Below are 19,669 nucleotides of genomic sequence, written 5' to 3' on the forward strand. Positions count from 1 at the left end.
TTTAATGTGAATCTGCAGAGGCAAATAGTTGTTGACATTATAATGCTCCAATTTCTTAAATGAACTTATATTTCTTATATGCTTTAAAGAACGTAAGGTAAATATTGATTTAACTAATATAATTCCAAATGTTTTTCTTTTTGGTCATTTCGATAAAAACAGCTCTCAAAGCAGCATGTTCGGGTTTTTGCATTCCAGCATCTTCCTTAAGTAATTTCAAAGCATAATTTCTGGCTAAAGCCAAAGTATCTCTGTCCCGAACCAAATCGGCAATTTGAAGATTTAAAACCCCGCTTTGTTGGGTTCCCATTAAATCTCCGGGACCACGAAGCTTTAAGTCGACTTCGGCAATTTCGAAACCATCGTTCGTTTGTACCATAGTTTCCATTCGGGTTTTGCTGTCGGAACTCAATTTATGACTCGTCATCAGTATACAATAACTTTGCTCCGCACCACGACCCACGCGACCGCGAAGCTGATGCAGTTGCGACAATCCAAAACGTTCCGCACTTTCGATAATCATCACACTGGCGTTAGGAACATTCACGCCAACTTCAATTACGGTTGTGGCTACCATAATATTGGTTTTTCCTTCCGAAAAGCGTTTCATTTCGGCATCTTTATCCGCCGGCTTCATCTTTCCGTGTAGAATGGAAATCGAATATTGCGGCAATGGAAAATCTCGGGAAATACTTTCGTAACCGTCCATCAAATCCTTGAAATCCATTTTCTCCGATTCCTGAATCAGCGGATACACAATATAGATTTGCCTTCCCAAAGCGATTTCGTCCCGAAGGAATTTCCAAACCTTTAATCGGTTACTGTCAAAACGGTGTACGGTTTGAATCGGTTTTCGTCCCGGAGGTAATTCATCAATCACTGAAATGTCTAAATCGCCATACAAACTCATCGCCAAAGTTCGGGGAATAGGCGTGGCGGTCATCACCAAAACGTGTGGCGGAATTATTTCCCCTCCCTTGGAGGGGTCAGGGGTGGATTTTCGCCACAATTTAGAGCGTTGTTCTACGCCAAAACGGTGTTGTTCATCAATCACGGCTAAGCCCAAATTCTTAAATTTTACTTTGTCTTCCAGTAATGCATGCGTTCCGATAAGAATGTGTAACATACCGTTTTCCAGTTCTTCATGGATAATTCTGCGTTGCGCTATTTTGGTGGAACCCGTTAAGATTCTAATATTTATATTTAGAGTTTCTGCCAATTCAGATAAACCAATAAAATGCTGGTTTGCCAAGATTTCCGTGGGCGCCATCAAGCACGCTTGAAAACCATTATCAAGTGCCAAAAGCATGCTCATAAAAGCCACAATGGTTTTCCCGGAGCCTACGTCGCCTTGCAGCAAACGGTTCATTTGGGCGTTGCTGCCCATGTCAGTGCGTATTTCCTTGATGACTCTTTTTTGGGCATTCGTCAATTGAAAAGGCAAATGATTCTGATAAAAATCATTGAAATATTCGCCTACGGTTGTAAACGGGTGCCCTTTTATTTTATGTTTCCGAATCAGGTTCTTCGTGATTAATTGTAATTGGATAAAGAACAATTCCTCGAAGATTAATCGGAATTTGGCTTTCGCCAAAACTTCGGTGCTTTTTGGAAAATGAATGTTGAATAAAGCCGCTTTTTTAGGAATCAGTTTCAGTTCGTTGATTAAATAATCTGGTAAGGTTTCTGTGAACAATGCTTGAGTTTCCAGAAACAATTGTTGCATCAGTTTATTAATCACTCGGTTTGAAATCCCACGATTGGTCAAGGTTTCTGTCGAAGGATAAACGGGTTGCATAGCCGAACGCAGACTTTTTTCATGCTCGCTCATCAATTCAATTTCTGGATGTGCCATGTTGAAAGCGTTCCCAAAAGAAGTGCATTTCCCGAAAATTACACAGATTTCATTGAGCTTTAAACTTTCCCGAATCCATTTGTGACCTTGAAACCAAACGAGTTCCATTTGGCCCGTATCATCGACAAAAGTAGCGACCAATCGCTTTTGGTTTCTGCCAAATTCAACGGTTTTGATATTGATGATTTTACCGATAATCTGAACCTCGGCAATATTATTTTGAAGTTCGTTAATCTTGTAATATCGCGTTCGGTCAATGTATCTGTTTGGAAAAAAATTAACCAAATCCACGTACTTATAAATTCCCAATTCCTTACGCAACAATTCGCCCCGATTGGGACCAACGCCTTTGAGGTATTCGATGGGAGTTAGTAGGAGGTTTTGCATTTAGATTTTTTTGAACACAGATAAAACGGATTTGCAAAAGCAAAAACGCAGATTAAAACAGATTTTTAATTTGATGGAGCGAAGATAGTTTTTTGTTTGGAAATTTGGAAATGGGAATGCTTGGAAATCGAGTAGGAAAATTTGTATATTTGAAATTTGCATTGGGTTATTATACTTACAATAAAATTATGAAAAACGTTGAAATAACAGAAATAATACTGATGATAAATTAAATATTTATTTATCAACTTTATTGGCAAAATGCAAAGACATTGAGAAAGAAAATAATCTAATAGCTCTTATAATGCTAATTTTAATTTTACTTTTTTATATGGCGGACATTTCGCAAACAGAAAGTGTACAAATTGGTCCTTTATCTATTAAAGATATAAATTCTATAAAGGTTTTTATTCCGTTAGTCTTTGCTTTTTTGATATTTAGATATATTCTAATAAGTGCTCATAAAGCAGAATTGCATAAAATAATTAAAGTATTTACTAGAGATTTTTTCAACTTTAATGATTCAGCACAAGATGATCCTTTATATATGGACGATTTTACAAGAACAATTCTTCCCTTTTCTATTTATGGAGAACTTGGAAATTTAAGTTATAAAGGGAAATCAAAATTTGGATGTTTTGGAGCTATTCTAATTATTCCGATAAGTGGTCTTGTATTAGTTCCTTTTATTCTTGAGTTTATATGGATTAAGAAATTTATTATAGATTTTTCAACATTAAATTTCACACAAAAATCATCTGTTATTTTAAGCATTTGGATTTTAGCAATATCACTTTATTATTTTGTACATAATATGATTATTGCGGTTAAAGAAAATAACTAAATCTTGATTGATATACTTTTTTCTTGCTTCAAGTTATGTTTAACAATAAAAATTCCCTCTAAACCCAATACCTTTGCAAAAATAAAAAAGTTTAAATAATGACAACTCATCTCGCATTGCTTCGCGGCATTAATGTTTCCGGTCACAACATGATAAAAATGGAGGCGCTAAAAATAACTTTGGAAGCCATTGGTTTTCAAAATGTGCAAACGTATATTCAATCGGGAAATGTTTTTGTGGATACGGAGGAAGAAAGTCCTGCGAAAGTTGGTTTTCTAATCAAGCAGGAAATTTTTAAGGTTTTTGGTCATGAAGTGCCTATTGTGGTAATTGCCAAAGAAGACTTGGAAGCGTGTTTCAAGAATAATCCTTTTTTGAAGGAAAAAGACATTGATATCAAAAAATTATACGTGGCGTTTATTTCTACGACCTTGCAAAGTACCAGTATCAATGATTTGAAAATTAGTCAATTCAAGCCTGATGAAGCCAGTATTGATGCCAGTAGAATTTTTATTAAATACGCTGTTGGAGCTGGAAAAACTAGATTTGATCAAAAATACATCGAGAAAAAACTGAATGTTACCGCAACAATCCGCAATTGGAATACGGTGACACAGCTACTGAAACTCTACGAGGAAAGATAACATAATAAAGACTTTAATAAGTCTGTTTTAACCGCTAATTTGCTAATTATAAATGCTGTGATCCATTTAAAATTTGCGAATTAGCGGTATTTTTTTAGAGCCAAAACAAAGATGTTTCAGAATCTATTTTTAACTTTTTTCACTTTAGAAAAAAATAATTATAATTTGACGCAACCTTTTGTGTGATGTATCATCTACATAATAGCTGTAAAAACTGAAAAATGAAATATCTTACTATTCTGGTTGCTTTCTTTTCTATTTTTAATTCCTGCTCAAAAGACACTGTAGCAACTGACAGTGCTGATTATCAGGGAAAATGGACTTTGATTAAAATGTCTGGTTCTATGGTTGATTCAGAAACTACGGGTTCAGCTATGGAATGGCAAGAATTTTATTTGTTCAACTCTAACGGGACATTTACCAAATCCAGAGAACGAAATGGGATTAAAACAACAATTTCTGGAACCTACACGACTACAAATCATATAGAAGGATTTTATTTTGAATTAACATATCCTAATGATAGCGAGATTATAGGAAGCTGTTACGGAAATCAAAAAGAAGAACTTTATATTACAGAGAACAACACCTTGTCAAGTACTTGGAAAAACTGTGATGGTCCAGGATTAGAATACAAAAAGTAAATTATAGTGCCTGTTATTACATTTTTTATAAGATTTGGTTAGGGTTAATTTTAGAATTATGTAGCACTTTTTTAAATAGAGTACTCCGAAGTTGAAAACTTTTGTGTGCTCTTTTTCTATTTTTGATACTAAAATCCTAAACAATCCTATACAATGAAAAAATTGGATTATAAACACAAAATTATTTATATTTACTCCTAATTAATGATACCGAATTGTTGCGTATAGCATTTAAATCCCTAATCTATAAATAGATGACTTTTAAACTTTCTTTTATCCTCACAGTATTTTTTGTTTGTTTTTTGACTGCTCAAAATGGAAACCCAAACGATTATTTGTCGGCTCAATTTCATAAAGAACGAAGAGAAGCGTTACGGGCTAAAATGCCTAAGAATAGTGTGGCGGTATTTTTTGGTAATCCCATTCGGAACCGAGCGAATGATGTGGATTATGTGTACCATCAAGATCCTGATTTTTATTACTTGACAGGGTATAAAGAACCAAATTCTGTTCTGGTTATATTTTCTGATAATCAAACTAAAGACGGAAAATCATTTAATGAGCTGCTTTACGTTCAGGAAAAAAATCCTAGAGCGGAGCAATGGACCGGAATTCGTTTGGGAACGGAAGGCGCTAAAAAGGATTTAGGTTTTGAGCTTGCATTGAATGGAAAAGAGTTTCTCAACTCAGGGATAGATTATGCAAGTTTTAGCAATGTGCTGTTTAAGCAATTTGAAGAGGACACCCGAAATTCTAAAAATGAAAAAGCCGATTTATATAAATTAATTGGAGCTTTTAAATCCCAAATTGGTTACAACGAAAAATTGAAGACACAAACAGATTCAAATGTGCAAAATGAAATTAATCTTAAAAAAAGCATCACTTCAAAAAAGGTGACTATCGATACCAAATCAATTTTGACCTATATGGCCAGCTTACGTGAGATAAAATCCAAAGAAGAAATGGTTTTATTGACTAAAGCGGTTCGAATTTCGGCAATGGGGCAACGTGAAATCATGAAAGCGATGCATCCCGGAATGTCTGAAACTGAAATACAAGGTATTCATGAATTTGTTTATAAAAAGTACGGCAGTGAATATGAAGGTTATCCTTCAATAGTGGGTGCTGGGAACAACGGCTGCGTTTTGCATTATATTGAAAACAGCAAAATGAAAGTCGAAAATGATTTGGTTTTAATGGATTTAGGTGCTGAATATCATGGCTATACTGCCGATGTAACTCGGACTATTCCTGCTAATGGAAAATTTTCCCCAGAGCAAAAGTTAATCTATGATTTAGTATATGAAGCTCAAGAAGCGGGTATTGCCACTGCTAAAATAGGAAATGGCTTTGGTGCTCCGGATACTGCTGCACGAAAGGTTATCAGCGAAGGTTTGGTAAAACTGGGGATTACAAAAACGGAACAAGAATCCCGAAAATATTTTCCGCACGGAACTTCACATCATATCGGATTAGATGTTCATGATCCGGGTTTATACAACAATTTTGAAGCCGATATGGTTGTTACAGTAGAACCGGGAATTTATATTCCCAATGGGAGCGATTGTGATAAAAAATGGTGGGGAATTGCCGTACGAATTGAAGATGATATTTTAATAACGGCTAATGGTCCAGTAAATTTATCTGGAGAAGCACCAAGAAAATCAAATGAAATTGAAGCCCTTATGACTGAAAAAAGCGTTTTGGATGGTTTTACTTTACCAAAATTAGATTAGTTATCCATTACGATTTATAAAAAATAAAACTCCGTTGTCTTCTGGCTTCGGAGTTTTTCATTTACATTATTTGGTTACTAAATCACAATACCAAAATCCAAAATCAAAAGCATCAGAAGCGCTGGTGTCACAGGCGGTATCTGAAGAATCTTCATTTTCTGGTTTTTCGTATTTTCGGTACACGATTTCTCCAATTTCAAAATCAATTGGTTTCGAGAAAATTGGACCATCAAAAGTGAACGTATGGAATTCGCCGTTTTCGCCACAAACATCTACATTTTCTGGTAAATCATTAATGAAACTTTGATCGATAACACGACCCACGAAGCTTTTATCCAAAAATCGTTCGTTGACACAAACCACAATCGTTTTAAAACCTAAAATTAGGAATTCCTGAATAAGTTCCTGGGTTGGTATTTTCCAAAGCGGAAAAACACCTTCGAAACCTATTTCGGCTAATTTGTCTTCGCGGTATTTACGTAAATCTTCCAGAAAGATATCCCCAAAAATAGAATGGGTAACACCTGGTCTTTTAATTTGGACAATGTTTCCTCCATGACTTTTTCATAGACTTCCATCGTGGGCATTTCTGGAATTTGCATGATTTCAAGCGGCAAGCCAATCCTTTCGGCTTGTTGTTCTAATAATTCCACCCGTACGCCATGCATCGAAATACGCTGATACTGTTGGTTTACGCTGGTTAGCAAACAGGTAATTTCAATTTCGGGATTTTGTAAGGTTTTATATAAGGCAATCGCAGAATCTTTTCCGCTGCTCCAATTAAATAAGGCTTTCTTTTTCAATGTAATTTTCTTCTGATTTTCTGGAGGTAAACTTACAAAATTAGTCGGATTAGTTTGGGAAACCTTTGTAACTTTGGAAATCGCAGCATTAAATGCCATAATAATGAAATACCTATTCTTTTTTATTTCCACGTTCACATTTGCCCAACAAACCCAATTTGTTGATTTTAAATCGGTTCTGGGTAAAATTGCCATAAATCCAATTGAAAAGACTGTTTCAGGGGATATTGATTATGATTTTGACGTTTTAAAATCCATTGACACCATTAAAATTGATGCTCAAAACATGGAATTTTCTGATTTGAAATTGAACGGAAAACCGATTAATTATCTGAATACGCAGAAACAATTACAAATCATATTTCCGTTTACAAAAGGAAAAAATAACCTGACTTTTCATTATTCGGCAAAGCCAAAGCAAACTATGTATTTCGTTGGTTCAGAAGCAAATGATAACGTACAAATTTGGACGCAGGGACAAGGAAAATATACCAGTCATTGGTTCCCGAGTTTTGACGATGTCAATGAAAAAGTGGTTTTCAATTTAAATATTGTATTTAATAAAGACTATCAGGTAATTTCTAATGGAACTTTAAAATTTAAGTCAGGACTTGATGGACTTTCGGTTTGGCAATACCAAATGCAAAAACCAATGAGTTCTTATTTATTGATGCTTGCCATTGGTAAATTTGAAAAGCAAACACAAAAATCAAAATCTGGAATTCCTTTAGAAATGTATTTGGAACCAAAAGACGCAACTAAATTTGAACCAACGTATCGGAACTCAAAAAGGATGTTTGATTTTTTAGAAAAAGAAATAGGAGTGAAGTATCCTTGGGAAATATACAAACAAGCTCCCGTTCGGGATTTCTTGTATGCCGGTATGGAAAATACATCAGCAACGCTTTTCAATACGCGTTATGTGGTGGATTCTACAGGTTTTGAGGATAGAAGTTACACGAATGTCAATGCGCATGAATTAGCCCATCAGTGGTTTGGAAATTTAGTCACTGCCGAAAGCGGAAAACACCATTGGTTGCAGGAAGGTTTTGCGACTTATTATGCGTTGTTAGCCGAAAAGGAAATCTATGGTGAAGATTATTTTTATTCGAAATTATATGAATCGGGGCAACAACTGAAATTTGCTTCCCGAACGGATACTATTCCCGTTTTGAATGCCAAAGCCAGTTCGTTGACTTTTTATCAAAAAGGCGCTTGGGCACTTTTTGTTTTGCACGAAGAAATAGGCGATAAGGCGTTTAAAAAAGCGGTAAAAAACTATTTAAAAAAGCATGCGTTTCAAACGGTAAGTACACCCGATTTCTTTACTGAAATCAATAAAGTATCTGATTATGATTTGAATAGTTTTAGCAAAGTATGGCTTGAAACAACTGTTTTTAATACACAACAAGCCAATAGTTTATTACTTAAAAATAAATTAATTCAGATGTTGTTTGAAGTGGAGAAATTAAAGAATAAACCGTTGTCAGAGAAAGAAGTTTTTTTTGTGAAAACACTGCAATCTGATGTTTATTTTACGGTTAAAGAAGCAATCGTCAATCAATTGAAACCAGAAAAATTTGAAGACAAAGCCACACTTTTAAGATTGGCTTTGGAAACCAAAAACATACACGTTCGTCAAGCTGTTGCAGCATCACTAAATGAAATTCCCGAGAGTTTTAGAGTGCAATATAAAACTTTATTGGATGATAAATCGTATCAAACACAAGAAATAGCATTATATAATTTATGGAATAATTTTCCGGAGCAACGTATTCAATATTTAGATAAATCAAAAACTTGGATCGGTTTTAGTGATTATAATTTAAGAACGTTGTGGTTGACACTTGCTTTATCAACGTCAAATTATGCTATAGATAAAGTAGCATTGGTAAACGAATTAATAAATTATTCGTCAATTAATTACGAAGCGAATACAAGGCAAAATGCTTTGGAGAAATTGCTTGCTTTCAAAATAATAAATGATGTTGTTTTGGGGAATTTGGTAAATTCAACCACACATCACATGTGGCAATTCTCGAAATTCGGAAGGGATAACATTAGAAAATTATTGAAAAACCCGGAAATGAGAGTTTCTTTGGAAGGAATTTTGCTAAATTTAAATGAAGCTGAACAGTTTCAATTGAACCGATTATTAAAAGAATAGCAATTTATGTCAATTACAAACATAATTCATCTAGTCTTTTTTTAAACTTAAATGAACTTATATTCCTTACATGGTTAGTATTTATAGCCATGTAAGGAATACAAGTTTATTTAAGAAATTGTTTTATTATTAAATTTTGTTGGAGTAAAACAAAACGGATGGTATCAATATTCTACCACAATTGTCCCACTTCATTTTTAATATAAGCCAAGGCCGCATTACTTGGAGATTGTTTTTCCATCAAATCATTTAGAAGTACTTCACGCAATTTATCGGAGCTATCGACACGATCACTCCTATTTGCTTTTCGAATCATTTGAATAGTAGCATTTTTAGCAGTTACTATAATAGTCCAACATTCATCCGACATGTATATTTGTTGTGTCAAATTATGTTCGAATTCCTGTTCGATTTGTGCAATTATAAGATTTTCATAATCATTTTTATCCTGTGAAAGAGGAGCAATACGAATTAATAACTTAGTAGGATTGATACGTTCCATATACAATGCCATGCGTTCAAATGCTTGTAAACGCAAAGGTAAAGCGTTTTTTTGTGCTTCTTTGTGCAATAAATAACGGCGCCTTCCTTCTTCATTTTTAGTATGGAGATCAAAAAAATAATAGGCCACAACCCCTGTAACAACTGCTGGTAAAGTATAACTTAGTAATTCTATAATTGGTATTGATTCCATTTTTATTTTAAGATTTATAGAAGCAAAAATATACTTTTTTGATTATAAATCAACTTGATTTTATTAGCAATAAATCAATCCGAATAGTATTTTTACGATTTATTACCCAAAATGTTTAAATAGATTATTAGAATGGAAACGTACGTGTTGGTTTTACTTTGTTTAGCCGCTTTTGCCGCAGGATTTATAGATGCTATTGTTGGCGGCGGCGGACTGATACAAACACCTATGGGGTTAATTTTATTGCCTAATTTACCGGTTTCAACAGTAATAGGAACACTAAAAGTTCCTGCTTTTAGCGGAACTTCTTTTGCAGCCTATCAGTATCTCAAAAAGGTTGATATGAACTGGAAATTGCTAGGAATTATGATGCTTTTGGCTTTTCCTTCAGCATTTTTGGGTTCGACATTATTGACGTACGTGAGTAACGATTTCATGAAACCATTATTACTGGTTGTCTTATCATTTTTAGTTGTTTACACGTATGCCAAGAAAAATTTTGGACAGCATATTGAAAAGAATCACTCTCCTAAAACGCAAATCCTAAATGCCATTGGAATCAGTTTTATTGTTGGTATGTATGACGGATTTATAGGTCCAGGAACCGGAAGTTTTTTAGTAGTCGCTTTTATTGCTATCATGGGATTTGATTTTTTGCATGCTTCTGCAAATGCTAAAATGGTGAATCTGTCAACTAACTTTGGTTCTATTTGTCTCTTTATTTTAAAAGGCAAAATTATTTGGGCAATAGCAATACCAATGGCTGTAAGTAATGCTCTCGGCGGATGGATTGGAGCAAAATTAGCGATCAATAAAGGAAATAGTTTTATTCGGATTTTCTTTTTAGTTGTTGTAATCGGAACTTTAATCCGATTTGCCTACGATGTGTTTTTCAAATAATAAATACAGAATGTCTTATTAAAATTAATGGAATAATGAATTAGTCAATTGTTGTTTTTTGGTGCTTAAAACCTCATTCAAAATCGCTATTTTTGCATACAATAATATAAAAATTTCCATGCACAAATATATCGATCAACTTAATGAAGCCCAACGCGAACCCGTTCTCCAAAAAGACGGTCCTATGATAATTATTGCAGGTGCAGGTTCCGGTAAAACGCGGGTGTTGACTATTAGAATTGCTTATTTGATGAATCAGGGAGTCGATGCATTTAGCATTTTGTCGTTGACTTTTACCAACAAAGCAGCAAGAGAAATGAAAAAACGTATCTCAGATATTGTAGGTGCTGGCGAGGCTAAAAATCTTTGGATGGGAACCTTTCACTCGGTTTTTGCTCGAATTCTTCGTTCTGAAGCAGAACATTTAGGTTATCCTTCTAATTTCACCATATATGATTCCCAAGATTCACTTCGTGCCATTTCTGGAATAATTAAAGAAATGCAATTGGACAGAGATGTGTACAAGCCTAAACAGGTTTTAAGCAGGATTTCCAATTTCAAAAACAGTTTGATTACGGTAAAAGCCTATTTCAACGATCCTGATTTACAAGAAGCCGATGCGATGTCTAAAAAACCTCGAATGGGGGAAATTTATCAAAATTATGTAGACCGATGTTTCAAAGCTGGAGCCATGGATTTTGATGATTTGCTTTTAAAAACCAATGAATTATTAACTCGTTTTCCTGAAGTTTTAGCGAAATATCAAAACCGCTTCCGTTACATATTGGTGGATGAGTACCAAGATACGAATCACTCCCAATATTTGATTGTTAGAGCGTTGTCTGATAAGTTTCAGAATATCTGTGTGGTAGGTGATGATGCACAAAGTATTTATGCTTTTCGTGGGGCAAACATCAATAACATCCTGAATTTCCAGAAAGATTATGAAGGCGTTAAAACCTTTCGATTGGAACAGAATTACCGTTCGACAAAAAATATTGTGGAAGCGGCAAATACGATCATCGATAAAAATAAAGTCAAGCTTGATAAAATAGTTTGGACAGCCAATGATTTTGGTCCAAAAATAAAAGTGCATCGCAGTTTAACAGATAATGAGGAAGGCCGATTTGTAGCAAGTACCATTTGGGAGCAAAAAATGCAAAACCAGTTACCTAATGGTGCTTTTGCCATTTTGTATCGTACCAATGCACAATCTCGTGCTATGGAAGATGCGTTGAGAAAAAGAGATATTCCGTACCGAATTTATGGAGGACTGTCTTTTTATCAAAGAAAAGAAGTGAAGGATGTATTGTGTTATTTAAGATTAGTCATTAATCCAAAAGATGAGGAAGCACTAATACGAGTAATCAATTATCCGGCTCGTGGAATTGGGAATACTACTATCGAGAAATTAACCATTGCCGCCAATCATTATAAGCGTTCCATTTTTGAAGTAATGCAAAATATTGAGCGAATTGACTTAAAACTGAATTCGGGAACGAAACAAAAACTACTTGATTTTGTCACTATGATTCAAAGTTTTCAAGCCATAAATGAAAATCAGGATGCTTTTTATCTTGCAGATCATGTTGCCAAGAAAACGGGATTGGTTCAAGAATTAAAGAAAGATGCCACTCCGGAAGGAATGGCTAAAATCCAAAATATTGAAGAATTATTAAACGGTATCAAGGATTTCACCGAGGGGCAAAAAGAAGTTGATGGCGCCCGAGGTGCTTTATCTGAGTTTATGGAAGATGTGGCTTTGGCAACGGATTTAGATAAAGATACCAGTGATGAAGACCGCGTGGCATTAATGACGATTCACTTAGCTAAAGGATTGGAATTTCCTCATGTTTTCGTGGTGGGAATGGAAGAAGATTTGTTTCCGAGTGCGATGAGTATGAGTACGAGAAGTGAACTCGAGGAAGAACGTCGCTTATTTTATGTGGCTTTGACACGTGCAGAACATCAAGCCTATTTGACGTACGCACAATCCAGATATCGCTGGGGGAAATTAACGGATAGCGAACCTTCTCGTTTTATTGAAGAAATCGACAGTCAATATTTGGAATATTTGACACCGGCGGAATCCAATTATCGTTATAAACCTATGATTGACAGTGATATTTTTGGAGATGTGGATAAATCCAAATTACGTTTGGCAAAACCAATAGGGGGGACCCCACCAAAATCCATTACTGATAACGAACCTAAATCGGATATAAATATTCGGAAACTAAAACCAGTGTCTGCAGGTAATTCTTCGTCAGGAAGCGCCAATTTATTTGATAACAAACTGGTTGCAGGAAATGTGGTTATGCACGAGCGCTTTGGAAAAGGACAAGTTGTCAACTTAGAAGGAGTAGGAGCTGATAAAAAAGCCGAAATCAAATTTGAAGTGGGCGGAATTAAGAAATTATTATTGCGTTTTGCAAAATTGGATATTATAGGATAGTATTCAGTCGTCAGTTTTTCAGTATTCAGTGATAGTTGGAGTAAACTAAAACTAGATGTCTAAAAATTTAAATCAGGAAATCAAAAATCGTTAATCAAAAATCTTCAATCTCATGGCTCAATTTATAAAAATATACGAAGACAAACCAAACGAAGCGGCAATTGCGAAAGTCGTTAAGGTTTTAAAAGAAGGAGGTTTGGTAATTTATCCAACAGATACCGTTTACGGATTGGGATGTGATATTACCAATACCAAAGCACTTGAACGTATCGCCAAGATAAAAGGAATTAAGCTAGAGAAAGCTAATTTCTCTTTTGTTTGTCACGATTTGAGTAATTTGTCCGATTATGTGAAGCAAATTGATACAGCTACTTTTAAACTCTTAAAAAGAGCTCTGCCGGGGCCATATACTTTTATTTTACCGGGAAATAATAACTTGCCTAAAGAATTCAAAAAGAAAACGACAGTCGGAATTCGGGTTCCCGATAATGCGATTGCGCTAGAAATTGTTCGTCAATTAGGCAATCCGATTGTTTCTACTTCAATTCATGATGATGATGATGTCATTGAATATACGACTGATCCAGAACTCATTTTTGAGAAATGGCAAAACCTTGTTGATCTTGTTATCGATGGTGGTTATGGTGATAATATGGGGTCTACCATCATAGATTTGTCGGGTGATGAACCTATCGTAGTCAGAGAAGGAAAAGGAAGTTTAGATATTTTGTAGATTTCAGATTTCAGATTAATAATGTTAAACATCGTCCTAAAAAATTGTATAAAAAAAACGTCCCGATTGCTCGAGACGTTTTCTAATTATATGTAAACTGAACACTAATTACTGTTCACTGAATACTTTTTTATTTTTGTTGTTTTTTCATTTCTTTTTCAATCATTTCATAAAACTGATCGATCTTAGGCAATACAACGATACGAGTTCTTCTGTTGCGAGCTCTGTTTTCAGCTGAATCATTAGCAACTAAAGGAACATAAGAGCTTCTTCCTGCAGCAATTAATTGTTCAGGTTTAACACCTAATTGATTCGTCAATACACGAATTATTGAAGTAGAACGTTTCACACTTAAATCCCAGTTGTCAAGTAATATACCCGAACCATTATAAGGAACGCTATCGGTATGACCTTCAACCATACATTCAAAATCCGGTTTGTCATTTACCACTTTAGCTACTTTAGCTAAAACACTTTTTGCTCTGTCTGTTACATCATAACTTCCAGTTTTAAACAATAATTTGTCAGCAATAGATATAAATACAACTCCTTTTTCAACATTTATTTCAATATCTGGATCAGAAATTCCTACAGCGCTTTTCAAACTAGTAACTACAGCAAGGGTAACGCTGTCTTTTTTAGTTAAAGCATCTTGCATTCTGCTGATTTTTAAATCTTTTTCTTTGATAGATTCTAAAGCTTTCTCAATATTTTCAGCACCTTTTGTAGACAAGATAGTCATGTCTTTTGAAACACTTATTAAACCTTGATTTTGTTCTTTCAAAGTTGCAGCAGTTGCAGCAAGTCCAGCTTTTTCTTCCAAGCAAGAATTTAGTTTAACGGTGCAGCTATTTAATAAATCTTGGGTTTCTTTATTTCGAGCTTCTAAATCGGTGTATTTCTTTTTAGAAACACAAGATGTCAAAAGGGCCAATACGGATAAGGCAATTACAATTTTTTTCATAAAATGTTTAATTTAATTAGACGTTAATTACAAATTTAGTTTTTTAATATTTATTCCACTGCCAAATATATCACTAAATACTTTGACTTTTTTGATGAAGTATAAATAAACGATGCTTTTTTCATTATAGTATTTTTCCGATTGAAATTTGTACCTTTTTTTATAATGAACGGAAAAAAGGCTGTAAAAAGAACCATGTGCTTTTATTATCGCTAAAAAGTGGTTGAATTTTCCTTTCAAAAGAAATTGCAATCCTGCAATTGCATCCAAAACCATTCTGCAAAATAGAATCCAATATAATTTATCTTTGGGTAAATTTTTGGTAAGCATTAACAATGAATTTCTAAAATTTAAATAGGTTTTCTTTGGATTTCCTTGTTGTAAAGTGGCTCCGCCTACGTGATAAACAACTGATTCTGAAGTGTATTTTATCTTATATCCTTTATTAAAAGCACGCCAGCATAAATCAATTTCCTCCTGATGAGCAAAAAAATCGGCATCAAAACCTTTCAGTTCCTTATAAACAGAACTTCTAATGAAAAAACAAGCTCCAGAAGCCCAGAATATTTCACAGTTATTATCGTATTGTCCATTATCTTTTTCTAAAGTATCAAAAATGCGCCCTCGACAATAAGGATAACCATATTCATCTATAAAACCTCCTGCAGCACCGGCATATTCAAAGTATTCTTTACGCTTAAAATCTAATATTTTAGGTTGGATAATGGCTGTTTCAGGTTGGTTTTCGAAAGCTTTAAGGATAGGCTGCAGCCAATTTTCGGTAACTTCAATGTCGGAATTGACTAAAGCGTAAATTTCGGCATCAATGTGTTTTAATGCTTCATTATAACCGCCGGCAAAACCTAAATTACTATCATTTTTTACAATTTTGATAGAAGGGAAATTAGCCAATACAAATGAAATGGAATCATCTGTTGAAGCATTATCGGCAATATACACAGTAGCTTCGGGTGAATATTGCAGAACCGAAGGTAAAAATTGTTCTAATAATTGTACTCCGTTCCAATTGAGTATGACAACAGCTATTTTCATTTAGGTTATTTGATTATTGGATTTCATACATTGGTAATTCGGGTAAAAACTGATATTTCTCATTTTCAAAATCCATTTGACAAAAGTAATGATTCAATCCATTGGTCACCATCAAAAATTGGGCTTTCATCGTCATATTATAACGGGCAATTTGGTCGAAAGTCGCTTGTGCAATTTTTATTTCGGGTGCTTTGCATTCGATTAAAATGAAAATTGAGCCATCAGGGTTGAAAACGACAACATCATATCTTTTGCGCAAGCCATTGATTTTTAAAACTTTCTCTACATTTATCAATGATTTAGGATATTTTTTTTCTTCCAATAAAAACTGAACTACATGCTGACGAACCCATTCTTCAGGAGTAAGAATGATAAATTTTTTCCTGATTTCATCAAAAATGGAGACTTTATTTTCGCTATTTTTGAAACGAAAATTATAAAGTTGAAAATTGAGTTTTTGCATGAAGCAAAAGTATTAAATAAGTTTAAAATTTAAAGTTTAAAGTTTCATTCGAAGCAACAAACTTTAAACTTCAAACTTTAAAGACAAAGAAATGGACGAGGTTATAAAAATTGTAAATGATATAAAAAGCGGCAACATCAAACCAATCTATTTTTTGATGGGAGAAGAGCCTTATTATATTGACAAACTTTCGGATTATATCGAAGAAAAAATCTTATCCGAAGAGGAAAAAGGTTTTAATCAAACCGTTTTATATGGAAGAGATGTTTCAATAGAAGATATTATTTCGACCGCCAAGCGTTATCCAATGATGGCGGAGCGTCAGGTTGTGATTGTAAAAGAAGCACAGGATTTAATTCGGACGATTGATAAATTGGAAAGTTATGCTGAAAACCCGATGCCTTCAACCGTTTTGGTTTTTTGTTACAAATATAAAACTTTGGATAAGCGTAAAAAATTGACAAAACTATTAGCGAAACATGGTGTCGTTTATGAGAGTAAAAAATTGTACGAAAACCAAGTAGGCGAGTGGATTAAACGCGTTTTAGCAGGAAAAAAATATTCGATTGAACCTAAAGCAAATGCCATGCTAGTGGAATTTCTTGGAACGGATTTAAGTAAAATAAACAATGAACTGGAAAAACTACAAATTATCCTGCCTGTTGGAAGTACCATAACTCCTAAACATATCGAGGAAAATATTGGTTTCAGTAAAGATTTTAATGTATTTGAATTACGAAAAGCACTAGGAGAACGGAACCAGTTAAAAGCCTATACGATTGCCGAAAATTTTGCCCAAAATCCAAAAGACAATCCTATGGTGGTGACAACGAGTTTGGTGTTTGGCTTTTTTATTCAATTGTTGAAATACCATGGATTGAAAGACAGAAATCCTAAAAATGTGGCTGCGGTATTAGGTGTAAATCCGTTCTTTTTGAAAGAATATGATGTGGCTTTGAAGAATTATCCCATGAAAAAAGTAAGTCAAATTATTGGGGCTTTAAGAGATATTGATGTAAAAAGTAAAGGTGTTGGCGCTAATGCGTTGTCACAATCTGATTTATTAAGAGAAATGCTCTATAAAATATTTAATTAGCGACTAAAATTACCGATATTTGCACTCCGAAACTTCGGGATAAATATAATATACCTAAATATGGGAATGAATAAAAATACTATCTTAGGTTGGGCTACTTTAATAATGATTATAATGGGTTTGCTCTTAATAGGATTAGGAGCTTTCCGATATGATGACGTAGCTGGTTGGGGATTTGCAGCCGTAGGTGTTGGTTTTTTGGCTAATGCATGGGTTTTTAGTTCGCTTAAAGGCAGACTTTAATAGTTATTTTAAATGTTGAATTTTAAATTTTAAATTAAAAAAAATGGCAGACGATAAAAAAGTAATATTCTCAATGTCAAAATTGAGTAAAACCTATCAAGGAGCAGATAAACCAGTACTTAAAAATATCTATTTGAGTTTCTTTTACGGGGCTAAGATTGGTATTTTGGGTTTAAATGGTTCCGGAAAATCTTCCTTATTAAAAATTATTGCTGGTGTTGATAAAAACTATCAAGGTGATGTAGTTTTTGCACCGGGCTATACAGTTGGTTATTTAGAACAAGAACCTATTTTAGATGATAGTAAAACGGTTATTGAAATTGTAAGAGAAGGTGTTGCAGAAACGATGGCTGTTCTAGAAGAATTCAATAAAATCAATGATAGTTTTGGTTTGCCGGAAGTATATGAAAATGCGGATAAAATGGAGCAATTGATGGATCGTCAAGCGCTTTTGCAAGATAAAATTGATGCATTGGGAGCTTGGGAAATCGATACTAAATTAGAAATTGCCATGGATGCTTTACGTACTCCGGAAGGTGATACGCCAATTAAGAATTTATCTGGTGGAGAGCGTCGTCGTGTAGCTTTATGTCGTTTGTTGTTACAACAACCAGACGTGTTACTTCTGGATGAGCCTACGAATCACTTGGATGCGGAAAGTGTACTTTGGCTAGAACAACATTTAGCACAATATGCCGGAACTGTAATTGCAGTAACGCACGATAGATACTTTTTGGATAATGTTGCCGGTTGGATTTTGGAATTAGATAGAGGTGAGGGAATTCCTTGGAAAGGGAATTATTCTTCTTGGTTAGACCAAAAATCAAGTCGTATGGCACTGGAAGAAAAAGTAGCTTCTAAACGCAGAAAAAATTTAGAACGTGAGTTGGACTGGGTCCGTCAAGGAGCCAAAGGCCGTCAAACGAAACAAAAAGCGCGTTTGCAGAATTACGATAAATTATTGAATGAAGACCAAAAACAATTGGATGAAAATCTGGAAATTTATATTCCAAATGGTCCACGTTTAGGAACTAATGTAATTGAAGCCAAAAATGTCGCTAAAGCATTTGGAGATAAATTGCTATATGATAATTTAAATTTCACGTTGCCACAAGCAGGAATTGTTGGGATTATTGGACCAAATGGTGCTGGTAAATCAACAATTTTCAAAATGATTATGGGCGAAGAAAAGCCTGATGCAGGAGAATTTTTAATTGGGGATACTGTAAAAATCGCTTATGTAGATCAAGCGCACTCTAATATAAATCCTGATAAATCGATTTGGGAAAACTTCGCTGACGGTCAGGAATTGATTATGATGGGTGGAAAGCAAGTTAATTCAAGAGCTTATTTGTCACGATTTAATTTTGGCGGTGGAGAACAAAACAAAAAGGTTTCCATGCTTTCCGGAGGAGAACGTAACCGTTTGCACCTTGCGATGACTTTGAAAGAAGAAGGAAACGTATTGTTATTGGATGAGCCTACGAATGATTTGGATATTAACACGCTTCGTGCATTAGAAGAAGGTTTAGAGAATTTTGCCGGTTGTGCAGTAGTAATTTCTCACGACAGATGGTTTTTGGACAGAATTTGTACACACATTCTAGCTTTCGAAGGAAACTCTGAAGTATATTATTTTGAAGGTGGTTTCTCTGATTATGAAGAGAATAAGAAAAAACGTTTGGGTGGTGATTTAACTCCGAAACGATTGAAATACAGAAAATTAATCAGAAGTTAATACCTTTCGAATATCGTTAATATCATCAAGAGGATGTCCCATAAAGGCATCCTCTTTTTTGTGCTATTATTTCTTTTTATCAGAATTCATCATAATTAAAACAGCGGCAACTAATCCTATTATTACCAAACCGAATACGACAATCATTATAAATGAACCGTTATCCCAAGAAAAAAGTGATGTGTCTTTCATAATTTAAATTTTAAGATTGGTCAAATATAGGATTACTGTTAAAAGTAATGCATGATAA

General features: G+C 34.4%; 17 protein-coding genes and 1 pseudogene. 11 read left to right on the top strand and 7 right to left on the bottom strand.

Annotated elements, in window-relative coordinates:
- Nucleotides 1-109 precede the first annotated feature (109 nt).
- A complete protein-coding gene (recG, locus tag ACM55F_RS14790; RefSeq protein WP_416854589.1) occupies nucleotides 110-2,242 on the bottom strand; it encodes an ATP-dependent DNA helicase RecG in 2,133 nt (710 codons plus the stop codon).
- Nucleotides 2,243-2,546: 304 nt separating this feature from the next.
- Between recG and ACM55F_RS14795 the strand changes: the two genes are divergently transcribed.
- From ACM55F_RS14795 to ACM55F_RS14810, 4 genes are all read left to right on the top strand, one after another.
- Nucleotides 2,547-3,086 carry a hypothetical protein gene (locus tag ACM55F_RS14795; RefSeq protein ID WP_416854591.1) on the top strand — a complete coding sequence of 180 codons (540 nt, stop codon included), beginning with the start codon at nucleotides 2,547-2,549 and terminating at the stop codon, nucleotides 3,084-3,086.
- A 98-nt stretch (nucleotides 3,087-3,184) separates the two neighbouring features.
- Entirely contained in the window at nucleotides 3,185-3,730 is a 546-nt protein-coding gene (locus ACM55F_RS14800; protein ID WP_416854592.1) for a DUF1697 domain-containing protein, read from the top strand.
- Between the two features lie 221 nt (nucleotides 3,731-3,951).
- Nucleotides 3,952-4,374: a hypothetical protein gene (locus ACM55F_RS14805; RefSeq protein WP_416854593.1), complete on the top strand. Its 423-nt coding sequence runs from the start codon at nucleotides 3,952-3,954 to the stop codon at nucleotides 4,372-4,374.
- 254 nt (nucleotides 4,375-4,628) lie between these two features.
- Nucleotides 4,629-6,110, top strand: a complete 1,482-nt coding sequence (locus ACM55F_RS14810) for an aminopeptidase P N-terminal domain-containing protein (RefSeq protein ID WP_416854594.1) — start codon at nucleotides 4,629-4,631, stop codon at nucleotides 6,108-6,110.
- Nucleotides 6,111-6,176: 66 nt separating this feature from the next.
- Here ACM55F_RS14810 and ACM55F_RS14815 read toward each other — a convergent pair.
- Nucleotides 6,177-6,913, bottom strand: a pseudogene (locus tag ACM55F_RS14815) (Dph6-related ATP pyrophosphatase).
- A gap of 103 nt (nucleotides 6,914-7,016) precedes the next feature.
- Here ACM55F_RS14815 and ACM55F_RS14820 point away from each other — a divergent pair.
- The gene (locus tag ACM55F_RS14820) at nucleotides 7,017-9,080 is read left to right on the top strand and encodes a M1 family metallopeptidase (RefSeq protein ID WP_416854595.1); all 2,064 of its coding nucleotides are present in this window, start codon (nucleotides 7,017-7,019) and stop codon (nucleotides 9,078-9,080) included.
- Nucleotides 9,081-9,252: 172 nt separating this feature from the next.
- Here the strand turns inward: ACM55F_RS14820 and ACM55F_RS14825 are convergent, their stop codons facing one another.
- On the bottom strand, nucleotides 9,253-9,774 hold the full coding sequence (locus ACM55F_RS14825; RefSeq protein WP_416854596.1) for a DUF7935 family protein: 522 nt from the start codon (nucleotides 9,772-9,774) through the stop codon (nucleotides 9,253-9,255).
- Nucleotides 9,775-9,906: 132 nt separating this feature from the next.
- On the opposite strand from ACM55F_RS14825, the gene ACM55F_RS14830 reads away from it, so the two are divergent.
- From ACM55F_RS14830 to ACM55F_RS14840, 3 genes are all read left to right on the top strand, one after another.
- A complete protein-coding gene (locus tag ACM55F_RS14830; RefSeq protein WP_416854597.1) occupies nucleotides 9,907-10,674 on the top strand; it encodes a sulfite exporter TauE/SafE family protein in 768 nt (255 codons plus the stop codon).
- Between the two features lie 118 nt (nucleotides 10,675-10,792).
- Nucleotides 10,793-13,129, top strand: a complete 2,337-nt coding sequence (locus tag ACM55F_RS14835) for an ATP-dependent helicase (protein WP_416854598.1) — start codon at nucleotides 10,793-10,795, stop codon at nucleotides 13,127-13,129.
- 112 nt (nucleotides 13,130-13,241) lie between these two features.
- A complete protein-coding gene (locus tag ACM55F_RS14840) occupies nucleotides 13,242-13,862 on the top strand; it encodes an L-threonylcarbamoyladenylate synthase (RefSeq protein WP_416854599.1) in 621 nt (206 codons plus the stop codon).
- Nucleotides 13,863-13,992: 130 nt separating this feature from the next.
- Here the strand turns inward: ACM55F_RS14840 and ACM55F_RS14845 are convergent, their stop codons facing one another.
- The 3 genes from ACM55F_RS14845 to ACM55F_RS14855 are packed head-to-tail and all read right to left on the bottom strand — an operon-like array spanning nucleotide 13,993 to nucleotide 16,342.
- Entirely contained in the window at nucleotides 13,993-14,826 is an 834-nt protein-coding gene (locus tag ACM55F_RS14845) for an OmpA/MotB family protein (protein ID WP_416854600.1), read from the bottom strand.
- A 27-nt stretch (nucleotides 14,827-14,853) separates the two neighbouring features.
- Nucleotides 14,854-15,879, bottom strand: coding sequence for a glycosyltransferase family 2 protein (locus tag ACM55F_RS14850; RefSeq protein WP_416854601.1), 1,026 nt, complete (start codon nucleotides 15,877-15,879; stop codon nucleotides 14,854-14,856).
- A gap of 13 nt (nucleotides 15,880-15,892) precedes the next feature.
- Nucleotides 15,893-16,342 (bottom strand): type I restriction enzyme HsdR N-terminal domain-containing protein, encoded by a 450-nt coding sequence (locus ACM55F_RS14855; protein WP_416854602.1) that lies wholly within the window; start codon nucleotides 16,340-16,342, stop codon nucleotides 15,893-15,895.
- A gap of 91 nt (nucleotides 16,343-16,433) precedes the next feature.
- Between ACM55F_RS14855 and holA the strand changes: the two genes are divergently transcribed.
- Genes holA through ettA form a run of 3 tightly spaced genes read left to right on the top strand, consistent with a single transcriptional unit; the run spans nucleotide 16,434 to nucleotide 19,419 of the window.
- On the top strand, nucleotides 16,434-17,438 hold the full coding sequence (gene holA / locus ACM55F_RS14860; protein ID WP_416854603.1) for a DNA polymerase III subunit delta: 1,005 nt from the start codon (nucleotides 16,434-16,436) through the stop codon (nucleotides 17,436-17,438).
- Nucleotides 17,439-17,498: 60 nt separating this feature from the next.
- Nucleotides 17,499-17,681 (top strand): CAL67264 family membrane protein, encoded by a 183-nt coding sequence (locus tag ACM55F_RS14865; RefSeq protein WP_416851025.1) that lies wholly within the window; start codon nucleotides 17,499-17,501, stop codon nucleotides 17,679-17,681.
- Between the two features lie 43 nt (nucleotides 17,682-17,724).
- The gene (gene ettA / locus ACM55F_RS14870; protein ID WP_416854604.1) at nucleotides 17,725-19,419 is read left to right on the top strand and encodes an energy-dependent translational throttle protein EttA; all 1,695 of its coding nucleotides are present in this window, start codon (nucleotides 17,725-17,727) and stop codon (nucleotides 19,417-19,419) included.
- A 66-nt stretch (nucleotides 19,420-19,485) separates the two neighbouring features.
- Here ettA and ACM55F_RS14875 read toward each other — a convergent pair whose 3' ends face one another.
- Nucleotides 19,486-19,611, bottom strand: coding sequence for a hypothetical protein (locus ACM55F_RS14875; protein WP_291247331.1), 126 nt, complete (start codon nucleotides 19,609-19,611; stop codon nucleotides 19,486-19,488).
- Nucleotides 19,612-19,669 lie beyond the last annotated feature (58 nt).

Origin of the sequence: Flavobacterium melibiosi, from assembly GCF_048158545.1 — a bacterium.
GTDB classification, from domain to species: domain Bacteria; phylum Bacteroidota; class Bacteroidia; order Flavobacteriales; family Flavobacteriaceae; genus Flavobacterium; species Flavobacterium melibiosi.